Below are 24,432 nucleotides of genomic sequence, written 5' to 3'. Positions count from 1 at the left end.
TACGCCTCTGCGGTGGGCCCTGTGAAGGCCCGGTCAGCGAAGGGCGTCGTTGGTGCGGGCGGTCCAGATCGCCAGGGCGGCGAGGAGGGCGCAGGCTCCGCCGAGCCACAGCACACCCTGGAGGGTGAGCGTGTCGACGATGACGCCGCCGACCAGCGCGCCGAGGCCGATGGACAGGTTGAACACCGCCACCCACAGCGAGGAGGCCGCTTCCACCGCCCGCGGAGCGGCCTTGATCATCCAGGTCTGGAGGCCCACGGACACACCGCCGTAGGACAGACCCCAGACGATCAGCAGGATGGCGCCGCCGACCGCGGTCTGGCCCAGCAGCAGGAAGAGCGGCATCGCGACCGCCAGGGCCACGGAGATGATCAGCACGCTCCGGTACACCTGGCGGGAGAGCGCCGAGCCGGCGACGAAGTTGCCGATCATGCCGGCCACACCGAACCCGAACAGCAGCGGACCGACGTAGCGCTCGTCGATCCCCGACAGCTTCTGCAGCGCCGGGCTCACGAACGTGTAGGCGGCGAAGTGCCCGAACACGATGAGCACCGTCGCGATGATGCCGACGCGCACACCCGGGTTGCGGAACTGCTCCATCAGCAACTTCGGCCGGATGGCCTGCGAGGCGGCCATCCCCGGCAGCACCGCCAGCAGGGCGATGAGCGTGACGAGCGCCAGGGCGCTCAGCGAGGAGAAGGCGATGCGCCAGCCGGTGAGGTCACCGACCAGGGTGCCGAGCGGGACACCGAACACGTTCGCGGCTCCGACGCCGCCGAAGATGACCGCCGTGGCTCACGGCACGTCCTCGGGGGCGACGAGCCGGACGGCCAGGCCGCTGGCGACCGCCCAGAAGCCGCCGATCGCGATACCGACCAGCACCCGGGAGCCCACCAGGACGGCGAAGTTCGGTGCCAGGGCCGAGCCCAGGTTGGAGACGGTCATCAGGGCCATCAGGCCGAGCAGCAGGATGCGCCGGTCCATCGACCCGACAAGCATCGGGACCAGCGGTGCCGCGAACGCGGCGACGATGCTGGGCACCGTCACCATCAGCCCAGCCGTCCCCTCGGAGACCGACAGCGCGGACCCCACGGAGGTCAGCAGACCGATCGGCAGTTGCTCGGCGGTGACCAGCAGGAAGGTGCCCAGAGCCACCGCAGAGACCGCAAGCCAGCGACTTTTCTCCGGGGCCTCTGGTTCCTGTGTCCGGGCGGGGGTCTGTTCTGCGGTCGCCAACGGAGCCTCCTTCACTAATTTGGGAGCGATCGCTCCACAAGTTGGGTAAGGTGAACACATGGCACGCCCCCGACAGTTCGACGAGAAGAACGCGGTCACGTCGGCGACAGAGCTGTTCTGGCGACGCGGTTACCACGCCACCTCGGTGCGCGACCTGGGTGACGAGCTGGAACTCACGCCCAGCAGCCTGTATCGGACGTTCACGGACAAGCACACCCTGTTCCTGCGCGCGCTCGACCACTACCGGGCCACCGAGTCGGCTCAGGCCCGGCAGCGGCTGGACGTGGCGAACCGTCCCGTTCGGGAGGTGCTGCGGGAATGGATGCTGTGGCTGGTCACCTGCCCGGCCGACGGCAAGTCCGGCCGCGGGTGCTTCGTGGTCAACACCGCCACCGAGCTCGGCACCACCGACGAGAAGGTCCGTCAGCGGACCGAGGCCGCCTTCGAAGCCACCCGGCAGGCCCTGCGCGCGGCGCTGGCCGAGGGTCGTGACCGTGGCGAACTGTCCACCGGCCTCGACATCGACGACGCCGTGGAACTGCTGTTCACCACGGTGCTCGGCCTGCGGGTGCGGGAACGCGCCGGCCACGACATCGAGCGTCTGACCACCGCGATCGATCTCGCAATCCGGGTCCTTGGGCCCGCACCCGCGGAACCTGTCTGAGGGCACCGGGAGGTGTCAGGCCGGCGCGCCGAGCCACGCGGCGGCCACCTCGACCAGGCCCGGAGTCCCCGCTCCGCGTCCCTGCGCACTCCAAAGCACATAGCCGTCGGGGCGGATCAGGGCCGCCGGAGCCAAGCCCCTGCGGCTCCACGGCTCTCCTACGTTCAGGACGAGTTGATCCCAACCCGCACCACAGCCCCAAAAGTCAGCACGGTACGGAATCCCAGGTGTGACGGCAGGTGCCCACAGACGGCCACGGCCACGCCCTCAAGTCAGCGCCGATCGACTCGGGGCCACCCCAACGACTCCAATAGCGCCGCATGTTCGGGATCGCCTCCTCCGCGAACTCGATGAGCGCCTCCACCTTCGTCAAGTCGGCCGCAACCTCCTCCGGCGTCACGGTGAGGGCCTCCGACGACCGACTTCGTTGCGCCGGGCTCGCATGCGGTTGAAGGGACGCAGTATGGACCCGAGCGGCGGATCGAGCTGTGCTCGCACGGCCTCGCACTGACGGTCTGCCCACCACGACTGGTGGCGCGCAGTCCCTGGTTCTGCAATACCGCGGCCAGCGCTCTGCGCGCGGCGTCACAGGCCAGCCTGTACGCACCCCTCCGGGTCCGTGGCCAACAACTGCCGCGCGGAGCCAACATGCATACGGGCCCGGACCAGTTCCGCTTCGGCAGCCCGCCGGGAAGCGGGTACACGTTCAAGCTCACCGCTGCCGATAAGCGCGTCGACTGTCGAACGCCCTTGATTCCAACGCGTCATTGCGCCTCCAGGTCAAGGTTCAACTGGACCAGCGGACGTTCGCGAACACTGGTGAGGAACGGATCATCCGTGCGGGCCTCCCACCCCTCGGCGGAGACCCGATGGACGTTGACCACACGACGCAGCCGTCGGGACGCCTCCTCGGCAAGGTCAAAGAGCGCGTCGGCATCGGGATCACCGACAGCGAGGACATCGACATCAGCGGGCGGCGGCCCCGGCTCGCCGTTGTACCGAGCGGCCCAAGAGCCGCAGATATAGGCCCGATGCACACCTTCGAGTCCCGCGAGTGCATCGGTGAGCAACGGCATGGGACCGAAGGAGACGGACATGAGATCGCTCAACGGACGGTACAGCGGGGTATCCGTACGAGCCGTATCAGTCAGCAGCGGTCGCTCACCATGCCCGCATGGGCGCTTCCGGCGAGGTGCGCTCGATGTCAGCACCAAGCCAACACGGGAACGATGAAGGGGCCGGGCTCGCCAGAGCCCGGCCCCTTCTGACCTGCACACTCGACGAAGCACCTAGCGCACAGTAACGACTTGATCACACATCGAAGCGGAACGTTGACCACAACGCTCCTACCTGCGTAAACGGGCATCTGTAAGATCCGAGTCAGCACAGAATCAGCACGGTTCAAACAAGTCAGTATCGAACGGTTCAGCCGCACGGCACCGGCCCCAGGCACTGGCAGGAAATGCCCGTGGATGTCGATCGTGGTCTTCACCGACCGGTGGCCCAGCCAGCGTGAGACCTCATGGATCGGAACGCCGTGAGTTGGGGCGGTCGAGGCGAAGAAGTTGCCGCAGGCTGCCAGGCGTGTACTTCGTCTTGCCGTCCGCATCGACCAGGCCGGTCAACTGGCACGCCTTCTTGGAAGTGGTAGCCGTAGGTGGAGACGGTGGGCATCGTGCCCTTGCCGCGCCGGCGCGGGGCGAGGGGGACCTCAAGCCGCCGCCTGCGCCTCCGAGGGAGGACCGTTCGTGACACACCACGGGATCAACTGGAGAACCGCAACCGCAGTACTAATGACGCAGCCCCCACAGCCGGACCAGCCCGGTCACCGCCCTGTCGATCTCCAGGGCACACTCGTACAGCTCTTCACGGGGCCTGCTCCAGGGGTCCGGGATGTCGTCCTCGGCCGGCGGGACTGGGGTCGCGGCACCGCGGCGGGCGGCAGCCGCCGCCGCCACGTCCTCGAAGCCGCCCCCGCCACCCCCCGCGGCTCCGCCGTCCGCGAGCCGCACGAACTCCTTCAGAGTGAAGCAGCGCCGCATCGCCGCCGGCGCGAGGCGCACGGCCGCCTCGCGGTGCTCGCGCGCGAGCCCGAGGACCAGCGGGGCGCCCGCCATGAGCTGTGCGGTGAGCGGGCGGGAGGCGAATCCGGAGCCATCAGCGCCCAGTTCCTCCAGGACCGCCCGAGTGGTGTCCTCCATACGGAAACGATGCCACGCCTCCGTGCCGGCGCTCTCCGGCCGCAAGACCGAGCCCGGCGGCAGCTTCGCCGCCAGCAGGCGCTCTGCGAGCACCGAGCGGTGCACGTTGCCCGTGCAGACGAACAGGATCCGAGTCATCTCCCGTCCGTGGGAAGCGTCACCGCGGAGGCGGCCGTCCCCTCCGGCGTGGCCGACGTACGCGGAGCGGGCAGCTCGCCGTACTGCCCGTAGGCGCCGTAGCGGCCATAACGGCCGCCCTTGGGAACCGGAGCCATGCTGAACACGGTGCCGAGCACGCGCGCCCCCACGCGCTCCAGCGATTCCGTGGCGGTGCGCACCTGGTCCCGGTTGGTCTTCCCGGCCCGTACGACAAGCAGCGCACCCTGGGTGAGAGAGGCGAGTCCCATGCTGTCGGCGACCGGCAGCAGCGGCGCAGTGTCGATGATCACAACGTCGTACACGTCCGCGAGCTCGCGCAGCACTTCTTTCATACGCGCCGAGGCGAGCAGTTCCGCGGGGTTCGGCGGCACAGCACCGCTGGCGAGCACCGAGAGGCCGCCGGCGACCTGCTGCATCACATCCTCGACACGGGCTTGTCCGATGAGCACCGTGGTCAGGCCCCCGTCCTGGACGAGGCCGAAAGCCGGCGCCACGCACGGACGGCGCAGGTCGCCGTCCACGAGGCAGGTGGAAACGCCGGCCTCGGCGAGGGAGCGGGCGAGGTTCATCGCGACGTTCGTCTTGCCCTCACCGGGCATCGAGCTCGTCACCACGATGATCCGCGGCGGATCGTCGACCTGCGAGAACTGCAGGTTGGTACGCAGTTTGCGGAACGCCTCGGCGCGCTTGGAGTGCCCGTCGGCACTGACCAGCGGCTGCCTTGGGGCGGTCCTGTCGTACGGAATGGTGCCGAGGCCGGGCAGAGCGGTGAATGCGCCCAGTGCCTCGCTCGTCTTGACCGTGGTGTCGAGCGTCTCGCGGAGGGCGACCAGCCCGGCGGCGAGCAGCAGGCCGCCGACCACACCCGCGGCCAGGTTCAGCAACGGGCGGGGCGATGTAGGAGAGGTCGGGGCGACGGCTTCCTCGGTCACGCCCAGGGAGACCGGGGAGACCGGTGGGACAGGCGCGGCATCCTCGGCGTTGTCACCCGTTTCGGGCAGTGTCGAGGGGGCCGGCTCCTTGGGGGTCTCCAACTGCTCGACGACCCAACTGAACCTACTCGCAACGGTATTGGCGATACGTGCCGCGCGCCGGGGCTCGGTGTCCCGAACGGTGATGTCGATGAGCACGGTCTTGAGCGGAACGACGGCGGTGATCCGGGACGCCAGCTCTTCCGGGGTGGTGCGCAGCCGCAGCCGTTTCACCACGGGAGCGGTGACCTGACGGGTCCTCACGATCTCGGCGTACGACTGCACACGCGCCTGCGAGAACGTCTGCCCCTGGTTCAGATCGATGGTGTTCTCACCGGTGCGGGTAGCGACGAAGAGCTGCGTCCTCGCCTCGTACACGGGGGTGCTCACGCTTGTCACGGCGAGCGCCGCCCCGACCGCGAGAACCAGACAGACCACGACCGTCGGCCAGCGTCTGGCAAGAGCCTTCAGGAATCCTTGGAGATCCAAGCTGCACCCCTCACGGGACTGAGGGAACCACCCGAATTGGGGCTTCTGTTCCCTATGGACGCAGTCGACCATAGGGACTCGGACTCTTCGAGCGAGGGAGCCACCCCCCGTGTCGCCCCCTCGAAAGACCCGCGACGCACACCGTGCGAGCCGGGACTCCCCCAATCCGGTGACTTCTTGCGCCATCAAACCAATAAATGTCGTTATGTTCTATTTGCGCAATGTATCCAGGTAATTGGTGTCCACCCCGAATCGCGGCCGCCGCACGACCAGGCCCGGACCCAAGTCGAGGAGATTGAAGAAGATGACAACATCGCGCAGATGGCGGGCCGCTCTGGCATCGGCGGCATCGACTGCCATTCTCATCGCGGCACCGCTGATCGGGGCGCAGGCCGCCTCGGCACAGCCGTACCCGCCGCCGACCCCGCCCCTGTCCGTCAGCACCACCACGGTGACAGCCGGGGAGGAGTTGAGCTTCAGCACCATCCCCGGCGTGTTCGAGCCCGGGACGGACGTCACGGCGCTGCTGGAATCACGCCCGGTCGTGCTCGGCCACTTCCGGGCCCGGGCCGACGGCTCGGTTGCGGGGACCGTGACCATCCCGGCGGACACCACTTCCGGCTGGCACGTCTTCCGGCTCACCTCCAAGCACCCCCACCAGAGTGTCGCCGTCAGCATCTACGTGCAGGGCAGCATGACGCCCACCCCGACCCCGAAGCCGCCCCACCACCCGGGCAAGCCCGGGCACCCTGACGAGGCAGGGTACGGAGGGCACCACGGAGATGGCGGCGGCCGCAACGATGCCCACGAACTCCCCGCAGCCGTCGAGCCGTCGAATTCGCCGGGCTCGGACCAGAACGGCAAGGGGCTCGCGGCGACGGGCAGTGAACAGGCGCTGCTGATCGGCGGCACGGCGACCGCCCTGCTCATGGCGGGCGGTGGCACGATGCTGGCCGTACGCCGTCGTCGCAGTTCCTGAAAGATCAGTACGTGCCCACGGCGGAACCACGGCGTCCCGGCCCGGACCGGGACGCCGTCCGCTTGCCTGGAACCAGTCGTTCCGGCAACCGGGCGGCTGGCAGTCGCCGCACACCGAGACCCGCCCTGCCGGCCATCGCGGCACTCCTGATCACCGGCTCCGTCTGGATCGCAGCCACCGGGCTGCTCACCCGACCGGAGCCGCTCGCGGGCGGGCGGGACATCGAAGCAGTGTCCGACGATCCGGCCGGCCGAATCCACACGCACTGGCGGCAGGTCAGCCCCCACGGGGTCGAACGCCTGCGGGTGAAGGTCCTCGAAACCCTCCCCCACGACCCGAAATCGTTCACTCAGGGCCTGGAGATGGCTGGCGGCACGCTCTACGAGGGCACCGGGCTGTCCGGTCAGTCCTCCGTACGGTCCGGGGCCCCTGGCAAGCCACCCATGGTGCACACCAGCCTTCCCGCTCCTGTCTTCGGTGAGGGGATCACGCTGCTGGGCCGGACCTTGTGGCAGCTGACCTGGCGGGACCGAGTCGCCATCGAGCGGGACGCGACGACTCTGAGGGAGCTGCGCCGCGTCCCGTACCCCGACGAAGGCTGGGGCATCTGCTTCGACCGCGGCAGGCGGCAGCTGGTGACGAGCGACGGCTCGGCACTACTGACCTTCCGCGATCCGCGCACCCTCGCGAAGACCGGTGAGGTCACCGTGACCGAAGACAGCCGTCCGGTGACGAGTGTGAACGAGCTGGAGTGCGCCGACCACGCCGTCTACGCCAACGTGCTGCCCACCGAACGCATCGTGCGCATCGACACCGTCACCGGCGCGGTGACGGCGAGCATCGACGCCTCGGGCCTCCTGCACGCCGACGAACTCGTCCCCGGTTCCACCCTGAACGGCATCGCGGCCGTCCCCGGAACGGACCAATTCCTCCTCACGGGCAAGTTCTGGCCCAAGATGTTCCGTGTCGTCCTTGTTCCGGCACAGCCGCCGAGCCGCCCTGACCGCTGAACCGGGCAGTGGGCCGGTGGGGCCTCCCGGCACGAGGCACCAACTCCTCGTTGCCCTCCGCATACAGTGGGGCCCTGATCACACCGTCCCCGCGCGGGCCACATCCCTGTACAGCCGTTCGAGTTCCGCGACCTTCAGGGAGCCGCGCTCGGCCTGGCTGATCAGCATCCGATTGGACAGGCGATCATTCGCATTCAGCGGCCCTGCGTTTGAGAGAGCGTCAGCCAGCGAGCTGACCAGCGGATCGGGAAGCAGATCCGCCAGCAGGCCCTCCGCCAGCAGTTCTCGGTAGGGCGCGATGTCGGAGAGCAGCAGCCGGCACCCGGCAGCCGCGGCTTCGAGCACCGATGAGCTTCGCTGGTCGGCCTGGGGAACCGAAATCGCCGCATCGCTTGCGCGCATCAGGCTGAACATCTCGGCCTGGCCGAGTGGCTGATCGATGACGGCGACCCGGCCGGGCAGATCTTGTGCCCGGGCGCGCAGAAGTGCGAGATATTCCTGCTGTGCGCGTCTGGCGCCGGCATGAGTCGGCTGGTGACCCGCCACCAACACAAGGAACAGGTCGGGCCGGACTCGCGCGGCACGGGTGAATGCCGCGAGAATCTCGTGGGTCCGGTAGACCTCCGACGTGCTGCGGACCGACAGCGCGACCGTGACTCCGGCCGGAATGCCGTACTTCGCGCGCGTCAACCGGGGATCGGCGTCGTTTCCTGCATCCAGCAGCGCGTCCGGTACCCCCCAGGAAAGGACCGTGATCCGTGAAGAGAGGACCCGGTATCGGCTCGCGACCAGCTCAGCCACCTCCCGGGAGGTCGGCACCACGCGTGCGGCCCGCCGGAGCGCCAGCCGAGCGACCAGCGCCCGGCCTGAACGCCGGTCCGCCGCACGCAGTTCGGATCCCCACGGAGTGATCACCACCGGCACTGCCGGGTGGACCGGCAGCAGAAGGGAGAGCGCCCCGTGCACGCCGAGCGAATGGACGTGGATGACATCCGGCCGCGCCCGGCGTACCTCACGGCGCAGCCAGTGCCCCCCGCGCACTGCCCGCAACGGCAGGCACGCCCCGGTGGGGGCGGACACGGCTCGCCAGCCGTCGGGACGCAGGCCCGGCTCATGCCAGCTGCAGACAGTCACCTGATGCCCCCGCATGGCCAGATCGTCCGCCCAGCGCCGGGTGTGCGCCGACGTGGCCGACGCGAGCAGGACGACGCGCAGCGGCGCGGCCGGCGCATCGCAGACGCCGAGCCGTCGGGCCTGGTCATGACCGGGCACGGCGCTCCTTGAGTACGAACCGGCCCTTGCCCGCCGCAGCCCGCAGCTGGCTGGCCGGACTGCGCGTGTAGCGGTCCCACGCGATGGCCACCGCCGGCCATCGCGGGTCGGCGCTCAGCTCACAGAGACCGAAGAGGGCGAAGACCGCACCGTTGAGGAAAGGGCTCCCCAGTCGGTCGTAGTGCGAGCAACCGCCCGCGTCCAGCGGCCGGAGCATCAGTTCCACCGCGCCCTCGCTCGCATCGAGGAAGGACCGCCGGCCGGTCGTGGCGTATCCGCGCAGCATCACAGACACCGCCAGGCCCAGGGCCATGGCCGAGTACCAGCCCGGGCGCACCGGGTACCGGGGCGCTGGTACCGGACAGCGCCAGCCGCCATTGCTGTCCTGGCCGGCGCGCAGCCATGCGGCCTGGGTCAGCAGAGCCTGCACGCCCGGCGACCGTTCGTCCCCAGTGGCCGGGTATCGGTCGGCGGCGAGCGCGCCGGTGTGCTGTGCGAGCGCATACATGCTGACCGAGACCGGGTTCCGGTAGGTCTCGCCGGTCGCGGCACGGCGCACCACCACGCGCTCGTGGTCGAGCATGCTTCCGGCCGTCATCGGCCGTAGGTCGAGCAGGTACCTGCCCGGCTGGCCGGTCGGCATGTCACCCGGCAGCGTCGTTCCGGCCCGCGTACCGTCCTTCACGCTGGATTCTTCCGGCGGAGCTGCCTGCGACGCCCTCGCGCGGCCAGTGCCTGGTGGTACAGATCGTTCACCTGCCTCACTGTCCCGGCGATATCGAACTGCCGGAGCACGAGTTCACGGCCGCGGCCGGCCATGCGGAGACTATCTGCGGGATCGGCGAGCAGTGAATTCACGGCCTGTGCCAGTGCCGCCGGATCGGCGGGCGGAATCAGCAGGCCGGTGCGACCGTGCTGGACGGTGTCCGGCAGGCCACCGACGTCGGTCGCCACGACGCCCTTACGCATGAGCAACGCCTCCACCATGGTGTAGCAGGCGGACTCGTCCATGGATGGGTTCACCAGTACGTCCAGCCCGGCCATGACCGAGCTGATGTCGGACCGGATCCCGGTGAACCGGATCCGGTCGGCGACGCCGAGCCGGGCGGCACGGCGTTCCAGCTCGCGCCGGTACTCCCCGTCACCGATCAGTTCGTCACCGACCACGAAGAACCTGGCACTGGGGTTTTGTCGCAGGATCAGCGGGACGGCGTCGATGAAGACTTCGTGCCCCTTGACACCAATCTGACGGAAATCGCGCAACTTGCTCGGGTACATGTAGGCGACCATGCCCACGGCCGGCGTGTCGTCGCCGAGCCCGAACTCACGGCGGAACGGCTCCGGCGGGGTCGCCGGATCGAACCGGTGCACGTCGCAGCCGTAGTAGCTGACCGCGACCGACCGCGCCCCCATGGCCTGGTAGCGGTGCGCGATCGCGCGGCACGATCCGAGCACCAGATCGTCCCGACGCAGCGAAAGCCACTCCAGGATCCGGAAGGGCGCCATCCGTAGATGCACCAGTCCCGGAACCTGCGACACGACCAGCGCCGGCCGGTAGGCGGCCGACGCCACACGGGCCACGAACATCGCGATGATCAGATGCGAATGGATGACATCCGGCTTGTATTCCCTGACGAACTTCGCCAGCCGCCACTGCGCAGCCGTCAGCCCCGGCAGTTGCCTCATCCGCCAGGACAGTCCGAACGGGATGATTTCCACCCGGACGCCCTCGATTGCACGCAACCGGTCGGCAAGCGGGCCCTCGCGGGGCAGCACCGCGCACACCTCGTTGCCCAGTTCGGCCAGGCCCCGCACCTGATCGTGGAACCAGCTTCCGCCGACGGCGGTCGAGGTGATCTGCAGGATGCGCAGCGGCCGCGGCTTGCCGATCGTCGACGTACTCATCGGGCCACCTGTGCCGGTGCGTCGGCCGGAACCGGTTTCGCGGCCAGGACGATCAGCATCAGAGCGGCCAGCAGCGGGGGGACCATAAGGATCTCGCCGAAGAGCGAGCAGACCCCGGCACCGACCATGGCCAGCAGAGCCGCCTCGCCCGCCGGAGCACCGGAGCGGAGCGCGCACCATGCCCGGCGGGCGCCGAGCACGGCAAGCGAGCAGACCCCGACCGCGCCCACCAGGCCGGTCTGTGAGAGCACTGTCAGATAGGTGTTGTGTGCGAAATCCAGGAGCGGGAGCGGTAGGAACATGACCTCGTAATCACCGGTGGCTTGGTAGTAGGCGGGCAACTGGCTGGCGAAGTTCAGATATCCGACACCGAAGATCGGGTGCGCCTCGAACATCCGCAGTGCGCTGCTCCACAGGTCGAGCCGTACTGCGGAGCTGGCGTCCGGAGTGCCGCCGCCGAGGATCGAGCCGAAGCGGGCCGCGATCGCGGCGGGCAGCAGCGGTACCAGGCAGGCCGCACCGGCGCCCAGGGCCAGGACACCGCGCAGCGATCTGCGCAGGGCGTAGAGCGCGACCACCGCGATGCCCGCCAGAAAGGCTGCGCGGCTCAGCGAGTACGCAACCCCCAGGGCAAGCACGACGACCCCGGCGCCGGTTGCCAGCCTCGGCAGGCGCTCCCGGACGGCCGGATAGCGCCCGAGCAGGACTGCGGCCGCCATGACGAACAGGGCACCCACGGCGTTGTGGTTGGCCGCGTCCTCTTGAGTGATGGCCATAACGGCGGTGTCGACAGGGGCGAGATCCGTCGTCGTCGCGAAGAGGGAGCCGACCTGAACAATCTCGATCACGGCCAGAATCACGCTGCCGCAGCAGAACACCAAGAGTGCCCGGTCGAGAGCCCGTCCAGGTTCGGCGACCAGTGGCAGCAGCATCAGCGGCGCGCACATCAGCAGCAGGTGCTGCCATTTGCCGGTACCCGGCAGATCGGTGTGGCCGATCACGGCGCTGGCGGTCACCATGTAACCGACCGTGCCGACAGTGATCAGGGCGCCGATCAGCTTCGGCCACGCGATCCCCCGGCCGGCGACGACGCGGCCCAGCAGGCAGATGAGCATCAGAGCGATCAGCCGTTTCGGGCTGATCAGCGAAGTCCCGACGTCGGACTGCGAGAGCGGGATCGCGGCCGCGAGCAGATACAGACCCGCGTTCGGGATCAGCAGACAGGCCAGCACGATGACCGTAAGCCCGGCAGCGCTCGCGGCGCCGACGGCGGGGCTGTACGCCGTCACGAGACAGCCGGCACCCGCCGCGGTCAGGAGCCCCGCCGTGACCACGGGTGCTCTACTGGCCAGGACGGACCTCATCAGCCTCGGGCACGCGGCCCGCCAGCGGTCGCCGACCGTCTTGGCCGACAGTCGCCCAACCGGCGGGCGCGCCGGGGCGGCCGACCCCTCCTCGGTGGCGGGCTCGGCCGGAAACCCACGACGGGCGCGGACGCCCAGCCGAACACCGCGGCCGACCAGCACCGCGAACACCAGGTATCCGGCCGAGTCAGCGATACCGGCACCGACCGCGGCGTACCGGGGAGTCAAGGCAACGAGCAGCGCGATGTTGACCATCGCAGCCATCGCGGTGGCTGCGATCACCGGCCGGAGCAGGTCGGCCGGCGCCAGGTATGCCTGGAGCGAGCGGCCCACGCTGAACAGCACGAGGCCGGGGAGCATCGCCCAGAGCACCTGCACGGCACCGGAGTACGGCCGCCCGTAGACCGCTGGGATCAGCACGGGCGCAACTGCCGCCGCCACGGCGGCCGACACGGCGGCGGCAGCGAACACGGTCCGGGCAATCCTGGCCGCCGCCCGCGCATCGACGGCACCCGACGTGACCGCGGGAAACATCACCAGCGCAACCGCCGTCGGGAGCAGGAACATCACCTCAGCCAGGGGCAGCGCCACGGCGTACATGGCGACGGCCGTCGCCCCGGCAAGCAGCTGGATCACCGGCACGTCGAGGCGCAGCATTCCGTAATGGATGAGATTCGGGAGATAGGCCCTGATGGCGAAGGTCCCGAAGGTCCGGGCGGACACCGGTTCACCATCGGCGTGGACCCGGGCGGTGGCCGCGATCAGGAGCACCCCGGCGCAGAGCAGCTGCCCGGCCAGCGCCGCCAGGAAACAACTGGTGGGGGTCAGCGATCCCGTGGCGAGCAGGCCGCAGACTCCGACGAGGTGGCAGCCCGCGGGGACGATGCTCGCGAGGTTGTACGTCCTGACCCGGCCACGGCCGATCTCAGCAGTGCCGAGCAGCATGGTCAGCAGGGTCATCGGGCACATGGTGGCCGCGACCAGCGCAAGCCGGAACGGCACGCCAAGCAGCACGACCGGCCAGAGATGGCCGAGCAGCAGCCACAGCCCCGCCAGGGCCGAACCGGTAATTAGGGAGAACACCACGCTCCACCGCACGATCTGCCGGAATGCGGTGTGTGAGGTTCCGGCGAACCGGGCGTTGGCGTTGTCCACACCCAGGACCGCGACGACGCTGAGCACGGCGGGGGCCGAGATCATGACCGCGAACGTGGCCCTGCCTTGCACCCCCATGTCCCGCGCGACGATGACGCCCGCCGCGAAGCTCATCGCCGTGGCCAGCAGTCGCGCGGCCACTGTGCCCCCGATCGCCGCGGGACTTACCCCTGGCAGCTGGGTGCGGAGACTTTTCATGATCGACTGCACCAGGGAACAGCCTCCGGAGTCGCGAGTCGGAATCGGCGCTGCGGGGCGGGGGACGGTCTCGCCGCCTCGGCATGCAGGCACAATGTAGCGGCATAGGTGACAGAAAGTATCCATATGGGCGCGCACAGTAGTAGTTTTCTCCGTGTCGGGCCGTCCACGGCCGGCCTGGCCAGACGTCAGGAGAAGGCTTTTCCGGCGCGGAGGACCGGGCAGGACAGGGGAACGCAGTTGTGAAAGTGCTCAGCGTGGTCGGTGCACGTCCGCAGTTCGTCAAGCCGGCGATCGCGTGGCAGCTCGCCCGCCGCGGCGATGAACACCTGATCGTGCACACCGCGCGGGAACGCCTGGACTGGCTACTGCCCTACGGCGACACCAACTCCACCCTCGCCGGAACGCTCGCGGCGGCGGCACGAGAACTGCCCATCGCGCACCTGGAGGCGCGCCTGCGGTCCTTCGACCGGACGATGCCCGAGGAACGCAACCGGATCGAGGCCGATCATCTGGCCGGCCTGCTGCTCGCCCGGACCACGGTGGCGATGGCCAATGTGGCCGCCGAGGGTCTGACCGCTCGCTCGCTGCCGGTCGGCGGTCTGACGGCGGACACGCACCGGGTGACCAGGGACCGGTGGCCGGGGTCGGGTGAGGAACGGCATTCACCGTTCCTGACCGGGCATCAAGGGCTCTACCCGCTCGCCGCCGTGCACCGGCAGGAGGCAGGCCACCACCGACGCTCCGGACCGGCCGGCCGCGATAGTTGCCGCGCTCGCCGCCTGCCCCAAACCCGTCCGGCTGCCTGTACACCCACAACTCGCCGTCAGAGCCCGGGAGTTCGACATCGACCTGTCGGGCGGCTCACTGCGGGCGGCAGACCCGCTGCCTCACCGGAGCGTGATCGCCACGTCGGCCGGAGCCGACGGGCTGATCACCAACTCCTGCGGCCTGCAGAAGGGGCACTGGTGCTCGAGGTCCCGTGCAGCACACTGTGCGCCGAGACGCAGTGGCCGGAGACTCTGCAGGGCTCGAACGTCCTGGTGCCCGATCTCCGAGAGCTGCCGGCGGCAGTGGCCGGGCCGCCAACGCCCTTCGGTGACGGTGAAGCCGCCGTCAGGATCATCGACGTACTGGCGTCACGGGCCCACGACGAGCCCATTGCTCGGCACGCCGTCAGGTGCGGCAGGGCGGCTTCGGCGGAGGTGAGGACATGAGGATCTGGATCTTCAACCACTACGCGGCGCCACCGGACTGCGCCGCCGGCACCCGGCACTACGAGGTGGGCCGGGTGCTGGCGGCAAAGGGGCACGACGTCACCGTCTTCGCCAGCAGCTTCAGCCATTTCAGCAGACGCGAGGAACGGCTCGCGCCCGGCGAGAAGGTGGCCACCCGGACGATCGACGGCGTCCGCTTCGTCTGGGTCCGCACGCCGCCCTACACCGGCAACGGATACCGCCGCGTGCTGAACATGGCCCGCTATGCGGCCCGGGTGCTCTCGACGCAGCGCGGCCTGAACCGGCCGGATGTGATCGTCGGCTCATCAGTACACCTGGCCGCGGTGCTCGCCGCCTGGCTGGCGGCCCGCGTCCGCCGCGCCCGCTTCGTCTTCGAGGTACGCGATCTGTGGCCGCAGACGCTGATCGACATGGGCGCGCTGCGCGCGAACGGGCTGCCTGCCCGGCTGCTTCGGCTGGCCGAATCCTTCTGCTGTCGGCGTGCGTCCGCCGTGATCTGCCTGCTGCCGGGTGCCGCCGACTACCTGCAGGCCCGTGGCGTCCCGGCCACCAAGATTCATTATGTGCCGAACGGGATCGCCGACTTCCCCCGGCCGATGGAACCGGGTGAGCCGGCCGACCCGAACGTTGCGGCCCCCGGGGACCGGGCCGCCGACCTGATCGAGCGGATCAGGCGCTTTCGCAAGGACGGTTGTCTCACCGCCGGCTACATCGGCTCGCACGGACCGGCCAACGGGGTGGCGACCATTGTCGCGGCCGCGGCGGAGTTGCGGGGCCCCGGCCATCCGCAGGTCGCTGTGGTGATGGTCGGCGACGGCCAGGAGAAGGCCGCGTGCCAGCGGCTCGCTCACCGGCATGGCCTGGACAACGTGCTGTTCTGGCCGCCGGTGCCGAAGCAGGCCGTGCCGGCCGTGCTGGCCGAGCTGGATGTGACGCTGTTCTGCCTGCGCGATGTCGCGGTCTTCAAGTACGGCCTGAGCAGCAACAAGCTGTTCGACTACTTGGCGTCCGGCAAGCCCGTGCTGTTCGCGAGCAACGCGCCCGGCGGCCCGGTGCGCGAGTCCGGCGGCGGCGTGTGCGTGCCCGCCGAGTCACCGGCCGAAATGGCGGGCGCGCTGGCCGGGCTGGCCGCGACGAGCGAGGCCGAACGGGAGCGGATGGGCGAGCGCGGCCGCCGCTGGGTCTACCAGCATCACGGCATGACCGCGCTGGCAGGCGCGTTCCTGGCCGCGGTCTCGGAACCGGTGCGGCGCGGGGGCCCGGTGACGGAGGCACTGCTGTGACGCTGCACATCGTGGGCGCAGGCGGCTTCGGCAGGGAGACGCTGGACGCGGTGAGGGCGACAGCCGCGGCACCCGAAGTGGTTTTCGTGGACGAGCACCCGGCAGCCACTATGGTGGACGGCTGTCCGGTGCTGCTGCCCGGGCAGTTGGCTGCGTCCGGCGGGCAGCGGAACGAGTTCGTGGTCGCGATCGCCGACGCCGACGTGCGCCGCAGGCTGGCCCGGGAGTTCGAAGATCGCGGCCTGCGAGCGGCGACAGTGATCGACCCGCGTGCAGTTGTCTCCCCCGGCGCCAGGATCGGGCGTGGCTGCGTTGTGCTGGGTCAGGCGTTCATCTCCACCGGCACCGTCACCGGCGCACACGTCCAGGTCAACTACCAGGCCAGCATCGGTCACGACACGGTGCTCGAGGATTTCGTGACGATCCTGCCGGGGGCCAACATCGCCGGCAACGTGACCATCGGCGCCGGGTCCACGGTGGGCAGTAACGCCGCCGTGCTCCAGGGCCGGCGGATCGGGCCGTCCGTCATGGTCGGCGCCGCGGCTCTGGTGACCCGCGATGTCGCCGTCGGTCAGGTGGTCGTCGGCGTCCCCGCCAGGGCCCGGGAGCCCTGACCGTCCGGTTCGGTCACGGGATCCCCAGCACCCGGCGTCCGCGCAGATCCCCTGCAGGAGTCCACGTCCAGCGCGAGCGACTGGTGCAGGTCCGGCAGCACGGGCAGGCCGGGCACCGCCGTGCCGCCGGTCAGGTCCCGATCGCGGGCCGTGACCAGACGTACACCGGGCAGCGCGGCCAGGACCTGGGCGCGGTTCTGGCCCATCGCGCCCAAGCCGTGTACGCCCGCTCGTGATGCGCGGTCACCGGGCACCAACCGGCATCGGCTGATCCGTGGCATTCCGCGACGCGGTTGCCCGGCCGACGGCGGTGGTCACCGCGTCGGCGATCTCGGTCACCTCGGCCTCGGTCAGCCGGTGGTGCACCGGCAGCGAGAGCATCGCCTGGGCGATGGCCTCGGTCACCGGCAGTGCCGCGGCGTCCCCGGTGCCGCCGTTCCCCCGGGCGAAGATCGGCTGCCGGTGCACCGGCGGGAAGTAGATCCGTGCTTCGATGCCCTGGTCCAACAGGTCGGCGAGCACTTGGTCGCGGATGCCGGGAAGCAGGCAGGTGTAGAGCATCCAGCTTCCCCGGGCATCGGGTAGCTGATGCGGCGTCGTCAGGCCGGGCAGCCCGGCCAGCCGCTGGGTCAGTGATTCCGCGATCAGCTGTTTGCGCCCCAGGATGCCGTCCAGCTTGCGCAGTTGCACCCGGCCGATCGCGGCCTGCATCTCGGTCAGCCGCCAGTTGTAGCCGAGGCTCTCATGCCGGTACAGCCCGGTCTGACCATGGTTGCGGAGCAGTTTCAGCCGCTTTGCGACGTCCGGGTCGTTGGTCAGCACGATGCCGCCCTCACCGGTGGTGATGTTCTTGGTAGGGGTGAAGCTGAACATGGCCGACCGGCCGAAGGTGCCGACCGGTCTGCCGCGGTACTCGGCGCCGGCCGCCTGCGCGGCGTCCTCCAGCAACGGCACGCCGGCCGCGCCGCATACCCGCGCCAGCCCGTCGAGGTCACCGGGCTGCCCGGCGTAGTGGACGGTCATGACCGCCCGCGTGGCCTGGGTGATCCGGGTCGCGACCGACAGCGGGTCGAGGTTGAACGTCCGCGGGTCGATGTCGGCGAACACCGGGGTGGCCCCGACGTGGCACACCGATGTCGCGGTGGCGACGAAGGTCATCGACGGGACGATCACCTCGTCGCCGGGGCCGATGCCCTCGGCGAGCAACATCGCATGCAGCGCGGCCGTGCCGGTGCAGAACGTCACACCGAAACGCGCCTGATGCCGGTCGGCGAACTCCTGCGCGAAGGCCTCGTTCTCCGCGCCGTTGGTGAGAACACCGCTGCGCAGGACCCTGCGTACCGCCTCACCCTCCTCCTCACCGAGGTCGGGACTGGCAAGCCGGATCCGGACGTTGCTGTCAGCCACCTGAGAGCATCCCTTCTGGTTTGCGGGCGATCGGATCGTTGTCGTGGCTGGCGGTGGCTCCGCCCCCGGCCAGGACCGTCCAGACGGAGAGGAACAAGATGGCCAGGTCGAGCCGGAAGCTCGGGCGGAGTACGTAACGCAGATCCCACTCGATGCGCTCCGGCCAGCTCAGCCGCTGTCGCCCATGCACCTGCGCCAGGCCGGTCAGGCCTGGGGTGGCCAGCAGCCGCAACTGCTGACGATCGGTGTACCGGCTTACCTGGTAGGGCAAGGTCGGCCTGGGCCCTACCAGGCTCATCTGTCCGCGCAGCACATTGACCAGCTGCGGCAACTCGTCAAGGGACGTGCGGCGCAGTACCCGGCCGACCGCGGTCACCCGGGCAGTATCGGCGTCACCCGGTTGCTCCGCGCCGGCCGGAACACTCCGCATCGTGCGCAGTTTCAGCAGGACGAACGGGCGGCCGTCCCGGCCGACCCGCTGCTGCCGGAACAGTACGGGTCTGCCATGCGCGAGCAGGTGCGCCAGCGCGGCGATCGCGCAGAGCAGAGCGGCCGGCACGATGATCAGGCTGACCACGACCAGGTCCAGCGGTCGCTTGCCGCGGTACGACCTGCGGTGAGGCACCCGGTCGCCGACCCGGTCGCCGCCGGGCGCTGGGTCTGCCGGGTACCGGCCTGACAGAGGCGGGGCGGTCATCTGCTGGCCTCCGCTTTTCCGGGCTGGCCGGGCTGGCCGGGCAGCGCGGGCTGGTCGGCCGACTGCTCGGGGCCGGGCGCGACGGCGAGACGCGCCAGGGCGGCGCGTACCTCATCGGCATCGGTGAGGTGACCGATCCCGATGACCTCACCGGCATCGAGTACGGGCACCGGCACCTGCCTGACCAGCGGATGCCTCGGCCGGTGGTCAGGCTCCCCCTTGCCCAGCAGGTCCTCGGTCAGCTTTTCGCCGGGCCGCAGCCCGGTGAAGACGATCTCGACGTGCCGCGATGCCGAGGCGGCCATGCGACGGGCGAGGTCGACGATGCGGACCTGTTCTCCCATGTCAAGGACGAGGACCTCACCGCTCTCCCCGACGGTCACGGCCTGCAGCACCAGTTGGACGGCTTCGGTGGCTGTCATGAAGTAGCGAGCGACCTGAGGGTGAGTCACGGTGACCGGGCCGCCCGCAGCGATCTGCGCGGACAGCGAGCCGAGCAGCGAACCCCGGCTGCCCAGGACGTTGCCGAATCTGACGGACACCCAGGTCCCGGGGAATTCACCGGCCAGGTGGGCGGTGAGCCGCTCGGTAATCCGTTTGGAGGTGCCGAGGACACTGACCGGGTCGGCCGCCTTGTCGGTGGAGACGTTCACGAACGACCGCACGCCACAGGCCGCAGCCGCTTGCAGCACGTTCAGCGTGCCGGCCACGTTCGTCTTCAGCGCCTCGGCCGGATACCGCTCGAGCAGCGGCAGGTGTTTCACCGCCGCCGTGTGGAACACGATCTCGGGGCGGGACTGCGCGAAGACCTCGCGGATGCGGGAGGCATCTGTGATGTCGGCGAGTACGACCTCGTCGGAATCGAGCAGTGCACGGCCGTGCAGCGCGAGCTGGATCGCATGCAGAGCTGACTCGTCCCGGTCGAGCATCACCAGCGACGCGGGACCCAGCCGGTGCAACTGGCGGCACAGCTCCGAACCGATCGAGCCGCCGGCGCCGGTGACAAGGATGCGGCGTCCGGCGAATTGACCGGCAGCCGATTCAAGGTCCAGCCGGATCGGATCGCGGCCCAGCAGCTGAGTGATCCGCGGGTCGCGGACGTCGTCGATCCGCGCCGGTCCGGCGACCAGTTCCTCAACGCGCGGAATCACCTTCGTGATCAGCCCGATCGACTCGGCCAGCGTGATCAGCTCGCGGATCACTTGATCGCCCCGGCACCCGCCGGCGATCGCGATCACCATGACCGTCGCCCCGGTCTCGGCAGCGACCTCCGCGAGCCGGTCCCGCCCGCCGCGCACACGGATACCGCAGATCCGCAGTCGGCGCTTGCCTGGGTCGTCATCCAGCAGGGCAACCGGTTGGTACCGCGCGCCAGGCTGGCCGATCAGCCGCTGCACCAGTTGCGTTCCGGCGCTGCCCGCACCGAACACGATCACCTTGACGGCGGTCGGCGCGGGCCGTCTCGGCCTGCGCCGGATGGCCGCGACTGCGGCCCTCACGGTGATCATGGCAAGCACGCCGACCAGGGCGGCGAGGCCGGCCACGCCTGGCTTTTCGCCCACCAGGGGAAGCCCCGCCTGGCAGATGCCCTCCAGAAGGAGCCCGGTCAGCCCGGCGGAGACCAGCACCGCGCTCAACTCCGCGCCGGTCTCGGCCTGATAGCGCCCGGAGTAGAGCCCGCACACGGCCCCGGCCAGTACCGCTGCTGTCGATGTGACAGCACAGATGATCACCAGATCGCCTGGTCCGACGAGCGGATCGGAAGCGCCGCTGGTGATCAGGCCGGCAATCAACAGGCCGCAAGTCCATGCGATCGCGTCTATGGCGGCTTGCACCGTCGGCCGGCGGTACCGGGCGGCAACGTCAGACCAACCACCCGGCACAACGCGGCTTTCCTGTGCGGTGTGGAACACCGCAGGATGAACCGCTGTCAGCTTGTCGTTGCCCGCGCATTCCCCACGCAAGGTGAACCCCGATCAGCAGGTTGTCATGTGCCAAAGACCTATTCCGACACTTTGCCGACGGCATGTCCACGGACGCCGCCGCATCCTTTTGGGTGGATCAGAATATTTCTTGCGTTCTGGCAGACTTGACTTTTCGCTGCTCGGCTGGATGAGTCCCGCTGCGCCCTTCTTGAGCGGGCGTGCGCACCTTGAGGTTCACTCAAGCGGCCCGACTACTTCACGCACGGCTGGATACGCACCTTGGTGGTCTGCGGCCATGCCAACGGCTGCAAGGGCACCACGGGGGCGCGGTCGGAAGCCGGTTCCAGCAGACGAATGTCCACTTCTCGCGTCTGACCGGGCAGGAGTTCCACCTGCGTCCCGAGTACGGGGTGACCGCGCTCCTCGGTCGACGACAACAGAAGTCGCCGCCCGTCCAGCGTCCCACCGGTGAACCGCGCACCGGAACTGGCGTACAGCGAAAGCCAGATGCTTGTGGACCCCCGGAGGTGTGAGCGCCGGGGATCGTCGGAACGGAGAGGTACGAGGGCAGGCAGGCCCGCAGCGGGAGCGGTGTTTGTCAGCCTGATTCGCACCACGCTGGAACGAGTACCGCCCTCGCAAGGACCAAGCTCGTAGGTCAACGACCGCCGCAGATAGTAGTCCATTTTGTTGCCTGCGGAATTGTTGACCACGAGATAGGCGAACGGCCCTGTTCTCTCGGGGACGTCGCCGGCCAGCCCGGCTTCTTCGAGTGCCGACTCGGTGGAGGCATCTCTGCTCCACACACGCAGTCGGCCGTCGTCGACGTTCTGCCGCAGTGCGTGGAGGAGGGCCGCCGAATCATGGTGGTGACCCAGCAAGGCAGCAGCGACTGACTGTGCGAGCTGTACCAGGAAACGCTTTCGTTCGATGTTGCTGTACGACGCGTAAAGGGTGCTCTCGGTGAGCTCTACGGTGTTATCCGCCGTCAGCTGCTTTCCGTCCGGAAGTCGGACCGGCCCCGTGGCTCTGAGGACACGGGCAAGTCCCACAGGATCGGCCGCGATGGCCCCATCGAGACGCTGCCCCGTATGCCGCTGCCACAAGCCCACCCAGATCTGCGCCGCATAGGGAAAATGAGCGGACAGGTTGGAATTGGCCAGCCCCTGCGTGCTCTCAGCAGCTCCGTACCGGCGGTCGAACGCCGGTCCGAAGTTCACCACGGGGGTCGAGGTGCGCGGCAGCGTGTCATCCGACGCAAAGTCGTGCAAAGTGATGCGACCACGGTCGGCGGTCAAGATACCAAAGGTACCTACGAGGCCACCGGTGCCCCGGGCCTCGGCATTGTTCTGGAAGGCCAGAAAGTAGGAGCGTGGCCCCGAGGCACCCAGAAGAGGCATCAGCAGCCGCGTCGTCGCCTCCGCCTGGGAGACCGAGTCGGAAAGGCGTGCCACTCTGTCGGACAGCCGCTGCCGTGCCATGTCGAGGCGACCGACCACTGTCGAGCCGGGCAGGCCATCCAAACTCGTCTCGATTCCGGTCAGCTGACGGTCCACATTCCCCAGCAGGTCCGTGGCAGCCGAAAGCCGACGGAGGTCGACGCGACCGTGGGACACGATCCGGCCGGACGCGAGCATCTGATGCAGTCGCACGGCCTCTGGCAGCACCCCGGTGGCCATCTCGTCGGCGGCGACACTCAGCCCCCGGGCAGAGCGGAGCGGTGGACCCATCAGTGGGAGGGCCTCGGCCACGCTCCACACCGGCGTGCCGGCCGCGCTCCGGGCGGCAGCTGTGTGTCTCCGGATGTCGCCCAACCCCTCGGCTGAGGGCCGGCGATGACGGGCCATCTCCGCTTGCAGTCGGTCAGTGGCCACCTGAGCCGCAGCAAGATTGCTCTGGACCGCGCGGACCTCCCACACCAGGAAACCGGCCGACGCGGCGGACAACAGACCGACGGCTCCGGCAACCCAGAGGAAGACCCGGTGGCGGCGCCGTAACATCAGAGCCGCGAATGCCCGCGCACTCTCCACAGCGCCCTTCCGGCTGCACGCTGGGTCCTTCCCTGCCTTCATTGCCTACCCATGAATCGAAGGGTCCACCGGAACCAAGCATTTTTCGTGGATCAGTAATGACAGTCACTAAGACGCATTGCAAGCGTCACCACGCCAGATGGCGGGAAACTTGGTCCGAACGGCCTAGCCTCGATCTCTCACACGGCAACGCTTCCAGAAGCTCCTGCATCGACGCCTCCTACAGCGTTCGTGACACGCCCAAGAAAAACTGAAGTTCAAAAAGGCTCACTGCGTGAAGCCGTCGATTCTTCGGTTGAGAACCGGCATCGCACCCTAAGGAGTACGTGCGCACTTACCATGATGAAGCCTATTGTGGCGCGTGTACTCGATGTGTTCCTGAATTAAGCAACGTGCATCGCCTCTGATCGTCCATAAGAGTGGATATGTGACGCGCAGGAAAACCGGGTGGGGTGAGCAGAAGTTGAACGTAGGTCGACTCTCTCTCGCCCCCCGAACGGAGAAGTCCAGTGACCCGCTCCTTTCCATCGATCCCGGCGGCCAGACCCGTGATCGGTGAGGCCGAGATCGCTGCGGCCGTACGCGTTCTGCGTAGTGGCCGTGTCGTCCAGGGCCCAGAAGTGGCCGCGTTTGAAAACGAGTTCTCCGAGTTGGTCGCCGGACGCGCCTGCGTAGCGGTCAACTCCGGAACCTCCGCCCTGCAGCTGAGCCTCATGGCCCTGGGCATCGGACCGGGAGACGAGGTCGTGGTGCCCTCGTTCTCGTTCGCGGCGACCGCCAACGCAGTACGCCTGGTAGGCGCCGATCCCGTCTTCGCCGACATCACGCCCGGCACCTACTGCCTTGACCCGCTCGCCGCGTCAGCGATGATCGGTCCGCGCACCGCGGCCCTCATGCCGGTGCATCTGTACGGGCACCCCGCGCCCATGGACCAGCTGATGGAGCTTGCCGCACGCCATGGGCTCGCCGTACTGGAGGACGCCTGCCAGGCGCACGGAGCCACGCTGCACGGACGCCCCGTCGGCAGCTTCGGTGAGGCAGGATGCTTCAGCTTCTATCCGACGAAGAACATGCACGCTCTCGAGGGCGGCATCATTTCGACCGGCGATCCGCACCTCGCCCGCACCCTTCGGCTTTTGCGGAACCAAGGCATGGAGCAGCGATACGAGAACGAGATCGTCGGGGCCAACATGCGGATGACCGACGTCGCGGCGGCCGTCGGCCGTGAGCAGCTGAAGCAGCTACCAGCCTGGACGGAGCAGCGGAGAGCCAACGCCAAGGTGCTCGACTCCCACATCGAGGGACTGTCTGTTCCGCATGAGGCGGACGGCGCGCGGCACGTCTACCACCAGTACACGGTCCGCATCCCGGGCGGTCTTAGGGATTCCGTTCAGCAGGACCTGGCGCAACAGGGCATCGGCAGCACGGTGTACTACCCGACCCCGATCCACCGACTCAGGCCCTATCAGGACCACGGCAGGCCGTCCCTCCCCGAGACCGATCAGGCAGCTGCCGAGGTTCTGTCCCTCCCGGTTCACCCGACCCTGAGGCGGGCCGAGCTGGAGCGGATCGCACAGGCCGTGAGCGATGCCGGAGGAGTACGGTGAGCCGGCGCACCCTGCGGGCCGGACTCAT

At 69.0% G+C, this 24,432-nt stretch carries 21 protein-coding genes and 1 pseudogene; 7 read left to right on the top strand and 15 right to left on the bottom strand.

Features of this window, described 5'->3' with window-relative positions; translation table 11 throughout:
• Positions 1 to 33 precede the first annotated feature (33 nt).
• Positions 34 to 1,155, bottom strand: a pseudogene (locus OHU89_RS32230) (MFS transporter).
• A gap of 139 nt (positions 1,156 to 1,294) precedes the next feature.
• Here OHU89_RS32230 and OHU89_RS32225 point away from each other — a divergent pair.
• Complete coding sequence (locus OHU89_RS32225) at positions 1,295 to 1,900, top strand: TetR/AcrR family transcriptional regulator (RefSeq protein WP_405648120.1); 606 nt, start codon at positions 1,295 to 1,297, stop codon at positions 1,898 to 1,900.
• Between the two features lie 15 nt (positions 1,901 to 1,915).
• Here OHU89_RS32225 and OHU89_RS32220 read toward each other — a convergent pair whose 3' ends face one another.
• The 5 genes from OHU89_RS32220 to OHU89_RS32200 all read right to left on the bottom strand — a co-directional run bounded on the left by OHU89_RS32220 (position 1,916) and on the right by OHU89_RS32200 (position 6,206).
• Positions 1,916 to 2,035, bottom strand: coding sequence for a hypothetical protein (locus OHU89_RS32220; RefSeq protein WP_405648118.1), 120 nt, complete (start codon positions 2,033 to 2,035; stop codon positions 1,916 to 1,918).
• 629 nt (positions 2,036 to 2,664) lie between these two features.
• Entirely contained in the window at positions 2,665 to 3,009 is a 345-nt protein-coding gene (locus OHU89_RS32215) for a hypothetical protein (RefSeq protein ID WP_405648116.1), read from the bottom strand.
• Between the two features lie 681 nt (positions 3,010 to 3,690).
• On the bottom strand, positions 3,691 to 4,239 hold the full coding sequence (locus tag OHU89_RS32210) for a low molecular weight phosphatase family protein (protein WP_405648114.1): 549 nt from the start codon (positions 4,237 to 4,239) through the stop codon (positions 3,691 to 3,693).
• Positions 4,236 to 5,720 (bottom strand): polysaccharide biosynthesis tyrosine autokinase, encoded by a 1,485-nt coding sequence (locus tag OHU89_RS32205; RefSeq protein ID WP_405648113.1) that lies wholly within the window; start codon positions 5,718 to 5,720, stop codon positions 4,236 to 4,238. The genes OHU89_RS32210 and OHU89_RS32205 overlap by 4 nt, the downstream gene beginning before the upstream one ends.
• Before the next feature lie 210 nt (positions 5,721 to 5,930).
• On the bottom strand, positions 5,931 to 6,206 hold the full coding sequence (locus tag OHU89_RS32200; RefSeq protein ID WP_405648111.1) for a hypothetical protein: 276 nt from the start codon (positions 6,204 to 6,206) through the stop codon (positions 5,931 to 5,933).
• 7 nt (positions 6,207 to 6,213) lie between these two features.
• Between OHU89_RS32200 and OHU89_RS32195 the strand changes: the two genes are divergently transcribed.
• Together OHU89_RS32195 and OHU89_RS32190 are read left to right on the top strand one after the other, a co-directional pair.
• Positions 6,214 to 6,699, top strand: coding sequence for a hypothetical protein (locus tag OHU89_RS32195; protein WP_405648109.1), 486 nt, complete (start codon positions 6,214 to 6,216; stop codon positions 6,697 to 6,699).
• Positions 6,700 to 6,761: 62 nt separating this feature from the next.
• Complete coding sequence (locus OHU89_RS32190) at positions 6,762 to 7,709, top strand: glutaminyl-peptide cyclotransferase (RefSeq protein WP_405648107.1); 948 nt, start codon at positions 6,762 to 6,764, stop codon at positions 7,707 to 7,709.
• Between the two features lie 78 nt (positions 7,710 to 7,787).
• Here the strand turns inward: OHU89_RS32190 and OHU89_RS32185 are convergent, their stop codons facing one another.
• Genes OHU89_RS32185 through OHU89_RS32170 form a run of 4 tightly spaced genes read right to left on the bottom strand, consistent with a single transcriptional unit; the run spans position 7,788 to position 13,546 of the window.
• Positions 7,788 to 8,981, bottom strand: a complete 1,194-nt coding sequence (locus OHU89_RS32185) for a glycosyltransferase family 4 protein (protein WP_405648105.1) — start codon at positions 8,979 to 8,981, stop codon at positions 7,788 to 7,790.
• On the bottom strand, positions 8,968 to 9,666 hold the full coding sequence (locus OHU89_RS32180; protein WP_405648103.1) for a D-glucuronyl C5-epimerase family protein: 699 nt from the start codon (positions 9,664 to 9,666) through the stop codon (positions 8,968 to 8,970). Before OHU89_RS32180 ends, OHU89_RS32185 begins: the two co-directional genes overlap by 14 nt.
• Positions 9,663 to 10,886, bottom strand: a complete 1,224-nt coding sequence (locus OHU89_RS32175) for a glycosyltransferase family 4 protein (RefSeq protein WP_405648100.1) — start codon at positions 10,884 to 10,886, stop codon at positions 9,663 to 9,665. The genes OHU89_RS32180 and OHU89_RS32175 overlap by 4 nt, the downstream gene beginning before the upstream one ends.
• Positions 10,883 to 13,546 carry an O-antigen ligase family protein gene (locus tag OHU89_RS32170; RefSeq protein ID WP_405648098.1) on the bottom strand — a complete coding sequence of 888 codons (2,664 nt, stop codon included), beginning with the start codon at positions 13,544 to 13,546 and terminating at the stop codon, positions 10,883 to 10,885. The genes OHU89_RS32175 and OHU89_RS32170 overlap by 4 nt, the downstream gene beginning before the upstream one ends.
• Positions 13,547 to 13,860: 314 nt before the next feature.
• Between OHU89_RS32170 and OHU89_RS32165 the strand changes: the two genes are divergently transcribed.
• From OHU89_RS32165 to OHU89_RS32155, 3 genes are read left to right on the top strand one after another with little or no spacing between them, the layout of a single operon-like run.
• Entirely contained in the window at positions 13,861 to 14,820 is a 960-nt protein-coding gene (locus tag OHU89_RS32165) for a UDP-N-acetylglucosamine 2-epimerase (RefSeq protein ID WP_405648096.1), read from the top strand.
• A complete protein-coding gene (locus tag OHU89_RS32160; RefSeq protein WP_405648094.1) occupies positions 14,817 to 16,124 on the top strand; it encodes a glycosyltransferase family 4 protein in 1,308 nt (435 codons plus the stop codon). The genes OHU89_RS32165 and OHU89_RS32160 overlap by 4 nt, the downstream gene beginning before the upstream one ends.
• The gene (locus OHU89_RS32155; protein ID WP_405648092.1) at positions 16,121 to 16,738 is read left to right on the top strand and encodes an acetyltransferase; all 618 of its coding nucleotides are present in this window, start codon (positions 16,121 to 16,123) and stop codon (positions 16,736 to 16,738) included. The genes OHU89_RS32160 and OHU89_RS32155 overlap by 4 nt, the downstream gene beginning before the upstream one ends.
• Here OHU89_RS32155 and OHU89_RS32150 read toward each other — a convergent pair.
• The 5 genes from OHU89_RS32150 to OHU89_RS32130 all read right to left on the bottom strand — a co-directional run bounded on the left by OHU89_RS32150 (position 16,696) and on the right by OHU89_RS32130 (position 22,518).
• Positions 16,696 to 16,944 carry a hypothetical protein gene (locus OHU89_RS32150; RefSeq protein WP_405648090.1) on the bottom strand — a complete coding sequence of 83 codons (249 nt, stop codon included), beginning with the start codon at positions 16,942 to 16,944 and terminating at the stop codon, positions 16,696 to 16,698. The genes OHU89_RS32155 and OHU89_RS32150 overlap by 43 nt on opposite strands.
• A gap of 37 nt (positions 16,945 to 16,981) precedes the next feature.
• On the bottom strand, positions 16,982 to 18,145 hold the full coding sequence (locus tag OHU89_RS32145) for a DegT/DnrJ/EryC1/StrS family aminotransferase (RefSeq protein WP_405648088.1): 1,164 nt from the start codon (positions 18,143 to 18,145) through the stop codon (positions 16,982 to 16,984).
• Complete coding sequence (locus tag OHU89_RS32140; RefSeq protein ID WP_405648086.1) at positions 18,138 to 18,842, bottom strand: sugar transferase; 705 nt, start codon at positions 18,840 to 18,842, stop codon at positions 18,138 to 18,140. The genes OHU89_RS32145 and OHU89_RS32140 overlap by 8 nt, the downstream gene beginning before the upstream one ends.
• Positions 18,839 to 20,755 (bottom strand): SDR family NAD(P)-dependent oxidoreductase, encoded by a 1,917-nt coding sequence (locus OHU89_RS32135; protein ID WP_405648084.1) that lies wholly within the window; start codon positions 20,753 to 20,755, stop codon positions 18,839 to 18,841. The genes OHU89_RS32140 and OHU89_RS32135 overlap by 4 nt, the downstream gene beginning before the upstream one ends.
• A gap of 263 nt (positions 20,756 to 21,018) precedes the next feature.
• Positions 21,019 to 22,518 carry a DUF4012 domain-containing protein gene (locus OHU89_RS32130; RefSeq protein ID WP_405648082.1) on the bottom strand — a complete coding sequence of 500 codons (1,500 nt, stop codon included), beginning with the start codon at positions 22,516 to 22,518 and terminating at the stop codon, positions 21,019 to 21,021.
• A 788-nt stretch (positions 22,519 to 23,306) separates the two neighbouring features.
• Here OHU89_RS32130 and OHU89_RS32125 point away from each other — a divergent pair.
• Positions 23,307 to 24,404, top strand: a complete 1,098-nt coding sequence (locus OHU89_RS32125; protein WP_405648080.1) for a DegT/DnrJ/EryC1/StrS family aminotransferase — start codon at positions 23,307 to 23,309, stop codon at positions 24,402 to 24,404.
• Positions 24,405 to 24,432 lie beyond the last annotated feature (28 nt).

The sequence above is a fragment of the Streptomyces sp. NBC_00019 genome, from assembly GCF_045041015.1.
Lineage (GTDB): Bacteria > Actinomycetota > Actinomycetes > Streptomycetales > Streptomycetaceae > Streptomyces.
Note: the sequence above shows the minus strand (reverse complement) of the source record. Positions and strands in the feature narration are given on the sequence as shown.